Raw genomic sequence first — 6021 nt, 5'->3', positions numbered from 1 at the left:
CAAGGTGGTGTGCAGCAAGCGCCCGAGCGCGTCCCATTGGTAGTGGGTGACGGCGCCGTGTTCGTCTTGTTGACGAATCTTTCGGCCCAGGGCGTCGTAGGCAAACTGTCGCTGGGCGCCGTCGGGCAATTGCTCTTCGATCAGTTGCCCGAGGTTGTTCCAGGTGAAGGCGTGGTAGCTGCTGTCCGGGTAGCTGATGCTCGTCAGTCGGCCCTTGGCGTCGCGGTAGTACTGGGTGCGGTGGCCGCTGGGGTCGATCTGTTCGGTGAGGTCGCCCTGGGGGTTGCGGCGGTAGGTCCACTGCGCCTTGCCCCGGGTGCGGCGGTACAGGTGACCGTCGCGGTATTCGTAGGCGGTGGGTTGGTCGTCGGGCGGCAGCTGCGCGATCAGGCGCCCGGCGGCGTCGTAGCGGTATTCGGTGACGGCGCCCAGCGGGTCCTGCTCGGCGATCAGATGGCCGTCGGCGTCGTAGGCCTTGAGGTGTTCGCCGCCGTCGGCCTCGACCCTGCGCACCTGGCGCGCCTGCGCGTCGTGGACGTACGTTTCCTCACTGCCATCGATGTTCTCGACCCGCACACTGCCGGCATCGTCCCAGGTGTAGCGGCTGTCCATCTGGCCAAAGCTGGCCCAGTGCCGAACACAGCGCGCCGCCTTGCCTTCGCGTTGCCACTCCCAGAAAAAACGCGCACCTCCGGCCAACTGGCGCTGCACGATCACGTGCTGGTCGTCGTACTGGTAGCGCTCGCTGTCGCCCAGGGCGTTTTGCACTTCGACCAGCCGCTGGCGGGCGTCGTAGTGGTAGCGAACGAGGGTCTGTGCGCTGCGCCAGGATTCAGCCTCGCTCGGGGCCGGCTCGAACACCTGATAGTCAATGGCGATCAGGTGCTGGCGGTCATAACGCAGCAACAGGGCGCGGCCGGCGCCGTTGTCCAGGCGCTGGATGCGCCCGGCGTAGTCACGGCGGATGTGCAGGCGGTTGTCGTAGGCGTCGCTGATGGCCGTGAGGTGGCCGTCGCGAAAGTGATAGAACGGCGTGTCGTCACCGGCCTGGGCGAGGATCAGTTCGTCGGCGTCAGCGCCCAGGTAAATCGCCGCGCGGGACAGGCTGTTGTGGATCGCCGGGCGTTCGGCGCTGGGCATCGGGAATGGGGTGCGGCGGTTTTCCGGGTCGATCCAGATCACTGTTCCGTCGTTGATCTCCAGGCGCTGCGACAGCGAATGGCTCCAGCCAAACCCCAGGCCGCTGTCCAGCTCGACCGCGCTGGTGCGGTACAAGCGGGTGAAGGCAAACGGCAGCAGACCGTCCAATTCGGCGTCGGTCAGGGTCAGCAGTTCTTCGCCGGTGACCATCGACACCGGGCAGCCATGGGTGGCGGTGTGGCGCGCGGTGTCGGCGCTGGCGCCGTTGGGGTTTTTCGCCTGGTTCGGGGCGTTGAGGTGAGGCTCGTCAGGCGTGAGGGTGGTGTTGCGCTTGGCGTCCCAGCGCAGCTGCAGGCGGCCCTTTTTCAGCCCGGGGGCGATGCCTCGGGCCGCGAGTTTTTTGTAGGGGTGGGCGGCGCCCATGAAGCGCTCGACCAAGGTGAACATCGCCGCGACGAAGCGTTGCGCGGCCGCGACGATGACCTGGCCGTAGCGCACCAGCCGTGCGCCCAGGTAGGCAACGCCGATGCCAAAGAAACTCAGGACAATGCCGATCAGCAGGTCAATCAGCAGCCCCACCACGAACTCGGCCACCGCGGCCGCCGTGTTGCCGGTGACCTGGCTGGGCGGCAACGCTTCCAGCCACAGGCTGGCGGTGCGTAGCAGCAAGCACAGCGCGGCTTCATCGCTGGCCAGCAGCAGGGCGTTGGCCATCACCTGCGGGGAGGCTTGCGCCAGCGCGGCCGTGGCCTGGGCACTGTCGGCGATTTTTTCGCTGAGCTTGGTCGGGTCCTTCAGCAGTTCGCTGATCTGGCCGATGCCATCCCACACCCCCTGGATCGCCGCCCAACTGCCGGCGAGCAAACCGTTGCCCAGCGCCGACGCGCTGCTGTGCGGCCACTGCGGCTTGAAGCCTTGCCACTCGCCGCGCAGCCAGTGTTCCAATTCGCCGCTCAAGCCGTCGTAGGCGGCGAACAACCCGTCGAGTTGCTCGGGTGTCACCGCGCCCTGGACCCGCAGCCGATAAAACTTGCCCGCCTCACCGCGGAAGGTGCCCACGCCCTGTTCGTCGAGGGTGATCAACGTGCCCGGCCCGCCGGCGACCGGTATCACCTCGACCTCGATGTTGCCCAGCGGGACGTCGTAGACCGACTCGAATTTGCTTTCGATGACCAGCTCACCGTTGGCCGGGCACTGGGCCACGCTGGTGATGAACTCCTCGTCGCCGGTGCCCACCACCTGGCGGGCGTTGCCCAGGGTGATGACCCGGTCCATGCCCATCAGCGAGGGCAGATCGGCGGCGTGGCTGAGGCTGTCGGTGCCGCGCAGGAACCAGTGCGTGAGTTGCTGGCGGTAGAGGCCGAGGGTGTCCTGGAAGGTGTCGAGCGCCTGCTCGATCTGGGCGACGCGCGGGTTGGGGGCAGAAGCTGGCATCCACGGGCTCTGAAGCAGAATGAGGGCCGGCGATTCTGCTTCAGCGAGGGGCGCGTTTTAGTGGACGACAAAAAAGACAGAATTTCCCCTATTTCATGGGGATTTTTCCTATGAGTTTTGGCGATGGATGACTACAGACAAACCGAAAACGCCGTTCACTCAAGCGCGTCCCGATGTCAAAGAGCTACCCGTGGCGAGCGAGTTTGCTCGCGCGGGGTCGCGCAGCGGCCCGACCAAAAAGGGACGGCTACGCGGTCCAAGCATGACCCGCGTCTCCGCGCTGCAATGGCTCAGCACTGCGCAGGCGAGCCGAGTTGTTGAGAACCTGAAACAGTGGCAAAACCGCGTGACGAATAAGGAGGGTGTATGAAAGAGCCCAGCAGCGCCGCAGGTGAACTACTCCAAACCCTGGCGGACCATGTCGCCCAATCCGCGAAAGAGACGCTTCATGTTAGCGACGAACTGGCTGAGGCCCATGGTGCTGAAGTCGCCAGACAAATGGCTACAGTTTGGGGTGGGCAGCAGGTTTACATGCCGGAAGGTATCCACGTACAAGCGTCAAAACTGCATCAGCAGATCTTTGATGAGTGGAAAGGCGTCATTCGTTCGACCCTAGCCCCGGTCACCAGCAGGTGGTCGGGGCTAAATCAAATTGCACTCGCTGCAACTCAATTAGCTCAATTCCTTGTAGGAGCGAGGCTTGCCCTAATGCCAGTCAGTTAAGCGAAACCCGCGTGGGAGCGAGCCTGCTCGCGATAGCAGTAGGTCAGTCAACGGAGATGTTGGCTGTGTTGCCGTCTTCGCGAGCAGGCTCGCTCCCACAGGTTTGGCGCCTTAACTGACTGGCATTAAGGCTTGCCCGCGAAGGTGGTACGTCTGGCGACATTGATGTTGGATGGGCTGGCTGGTTCGCGGGTAAGCCTCGCTCCTACGGGCTCAACCCAGATTCCTGCTCGCGATGGCGGTGACGAGCGGCATGGCTAAGACAGTTGCTCCCACAGAGGATTGAGCTGGCTTTACAAGCGCACTTCGCCCTTGAGGATGTCGAACAGCGCCTGGGCTGCGGCCGACAGTTCGTGGCCGGGTTTGGTCAGGATACCAATGGAGCGCTCGATCACCGGGTCGCTCAAGGTGATGCAATGGGCGCCCAGTTCGCGCATCTGCTCGGCGCACAGGGCCGGCACGGCGCTGACGCCCAGGCCGCTGGCGACCATGCGCCCGACCGTTGCCAGTTGATGACATTCAAACGCCACCGGCAACTTGGTGTCCCGATCCTGCAAGTGCTCTTCGAGCATCACCCGCACCGTGGACGGTCGTTGCAAGGTAATGAACGGCTGCGCAAGCAGGCTGTTCCAGTCGATCTCGGTCAGCCCGGCCAATGGCGAATCGCTGGGCACCACCGCGACGAAGCGGTCGATGTACAGCGCGGTGAAATGCAGTGACGCGCTTTGCATCGGCTCGAAGGCCACGCCCAACTCGACCTGGCGGTCGCGGACCATTTCCAGCACCTGCTCGTTGATCACATCGTTCACGGTGACATTGACCTTGGGGTAACGGGCGCGGAAGGTCTTGAGGATCGGCGGCAGCAGGTTGCCGGCAAACGACGGCATGGCCGCCAGCGTCACGCGCCCGCGCTGGAGGGTGAAGCGCTGGCGCATTTCGTCCTCGGCATTGTCCCAGTCGGCGATCAACCGGCGCGCCAGCGGCAGCAGGGACTCGCCTTCCGGGGTCAGGGCCACGTTGCGCGTGGTGCGGCTGAACAAGCGCCCGCCCAGGCTTTCTTCCAGGGCCTTGATGGTCAGGCTCAGCGCCGACTGCGACAGGTGCAGGCGCTCGCACGCCACGGCAAAGCTCAGGCTCTGCGCCACGGCCAGGAATGCCCTGATCTGCTTGACTGTCATCTCTACCCCTCATCATTAAGCGCACAGGCCACTGATGAGTTTTATCTATCAATCAACCTTAAAAATCAACTTATCAAATGAATCGGATGGCGCAACACTCGACCCATCCAACGCTCCAACCGCCCACAAAGAATAAAAGAGGTGCATATGGCAGGTTTCGACAAGCGCGTGAGTTCCTATGAAGAGGCCCTCGCCGGCCTTGAAGACGGCATGACCGTACTGGCTGGCGGGTTCGGTCTGTGCGGCATCCCGGAGAACCTGATCGCCGAGATCAAACGCAAGGGCACACGCGACCTGACGGTGGTGTCCAACAACTGCGGCGTCGACGGCTTCGGCCTGGGCGTGCTGCTCGAAGACCGGCAGATCAGCAAGGTGATTGCGTCCTACGTCGGCGAAAACGCGCTGTTCGAGAAGCAACTGCTCAGCGGCGAGATCGAAGTGGTGCTGACCCCCCAAGGCACCCTGGCCGAGAAAATGCGCGCAGGCGGCGCCGGCATCCCGGCGTTCTTCACCGCGACCGGCGTCGGCACCCCGGTCGCCGAAGGCAAGGAAGTGCGCGAGTTCAACGGCCGTCCGTACCTGATGGAGGAATCCATCACCGGCGACTTCGCCATCGTCAAGGGCTGGAAGGCCGACCACTTCGGCAACGTGATCTACCGCCACACCGCGCAGAACTTCAATCCCCTGGCCGCCACCGCAGGCAAGATCACCGTGGTCGAGGTCGAAGAGATCGTCGAGCCGGGCGAACTGGACCCAGCGCACATCCACACCCCGGGGATCTACGTCGACCGGGTGATCTGCGGCACGTTCGAAAAACGCATCGAACAACGCACCGTGCGCAAGTGATCCGCGCCCTCAGCCCGACGAACAACGGAGAATAAAAAATGGCTCTTACCCGCGAACAAATGGCCCAGCGCGTCGCCCGTGAAATGCAGGACGGCTACTACGTGAACCTGGGCATCGGCATTCCGACCCTGGTCGCCAACTACATCCCCGAAGGCATGGAAGTGATGCTGCAATCGGAAAACGGCCTGCTGGGCATGGGCGCGTTTCCCACCGATGACGCGGTCGACGCCGACATGATCAACGCCGGCAAGCAAACCGTCACCGCGCGCATTGGCGCCTCGATCTTTTCCTCGGCCGAGTCCTTCGCGATGATCCGTGGCGGGCACATCGACCTCACCGTGCTCGGCGCCTTCGAAGTCGACGTCCACGGCAACATCGCCTCGTGGATGATCCCCGGCAAACTGGTCAAGGGCATGGGCGGCGCGATGGACCTGGTGGCCGGTGCGGACAACATCATCGTCACCATGACCCACGCCTCCAAGGACGGTGAGTCCAAGCTGTTGCCCCGTTGCAGCCTGCCGCTGACCGGTGCCAACTGCATCAAGCGCGTGCTGACCGACCTGGCGTACCTGGAAATCGAAGACGGCGCGTTCATCCTCAAGGAACGCGCCCCGGGCGTCAGCGTCGAGGAAATCATCAGCAAGACCGCCGGTAAGCTGATCGTCCCTGACCATGTGCCAGAAATGCAGTTCGCCTGAAC

5 protein-coding genes are annotated in these 6021 nt (G+C 63.6%); 3 read left to right on the top strand and 2 right to left on the bottom strand.

Annotation, left to right across the window (positions count from 1 at the left end):
- Nucleotides 1-2574 (bottom strand): DUF6531 domain-containing protein (locus tag BMW74_RS22890; RefSeq protein WP_139208455.1); only part of this gene is annotated, 2574 nt, incomplete at its 3' end.
- A 366-nt stretch (nt 2575-2940) separates the two neighbouring features.
- Here BMW74_RS22890 and BMW74_RS22880 point away from each other — a divergent pair.
- On the top strand, nt 2941-3297 hold the full coding sequence (locus BMW74_RS22880; RefSeq protein ID WP_093426401.1) for a Mor transcription activator family protein: 357 nt from the start codon (nt 2941-2943) through the stop codon (nt 3295-3297).
- A gap of 293 nt (nt 3298-3590) precedes the next feature.
- Here the strand turns inward: BMW74_RS22880 and BMW74_RS22875 are convergent, their stop codons facing one another.
- Complete coding sequence (locus tag BMW74_RS22875) at nt 3591-4475, bottom strand: LysR family transcriptional regulator (protein ID WP_093426400.1); 885 nt, start codon at nt 4473-4475, stop codon at nt 3591-3593.
- A 147-nt stretch (nt 4476-4622) separates the two neighbouring features.
- Between BMW74_RS22875 and BMW74_RS22870 the strand changes: the two genes are divergently transcribed.
- Together BMW74_RS22870 and BMW74_RS22865 are read left to right on the top strand one after the other, a co-directional pair.
- Nucleotides 4623-5321 (top strand): CoA transferase subunit A, encoded by a 699-nt coding sequence (locus tag BMW74_RS22870; RefSeq protein WP_093426399.1) that lies wholly within the window; start codon nt 4623-4625, stop codon nt 5319-5321.
- A gap of 38 nt (nt 5322-5359) precedes the next feature.
- The gene (locus BMW74_RS22865; RefSeq protein WP_093426398.1) at nt 5360-6019 is read left to right on the top strand and encodes a CoA transferase subunit B; all 660 of its coding nucleotides are present in this window, start codon (nt 5360-5362) and stop codon (nt 6017-6019) included.
- Nucleotides 6020-6021: the final 2 nt, after the last annotated feature.

This window comes from Pseudomonas sp. ok272 (assembly GCF_900109995.1).
In the GTDB taxonomy this organism is placed as follows: Bacteria; Pseudomonadota; Gammaproteobacteria; order Pseudomonadales; family Pseudomonadaceae; genus Aquipseudomonas.
The sequence above is the reverse complement of the archived record's forward strand: the minus strand, read 5'-3'. Positions and strand labels throughout refer to the sequence as shown.

Bases quoted from the DNA above. Each gene is read 5' to 3' on its own strand.
- BMW74_RS22875 (WP_093426400.1), bottom strand. From the start codon at position 4,475: ATGACAGTCAAGCAGATCAGGGCATTCCTGGCCGTGGCGCAGAGCCTG.
- BMW74_RS22870 (WP_093426399.1), top strand. From the start codon at position 4,623: ATGGCAGGTTTCGACAAGCGCGTGAGTTCCTATGAAGAGGCCCTCGCC.
- BMW74_RS22865 (WP_093426398.1), top strand. From the start codon at position 5,360: ATGGCTCTTACCCGCGAACAAATGGCCCAGCGCGTCGCCCGTGAAATG.
- BMW74_RS22880 (WP_093426401.1), top strand. From the start codon at position 2,941: ATGAAAGAGCCCAGCAGCGCCGCAGGTGAACTACTCCAAACCCTGGCG.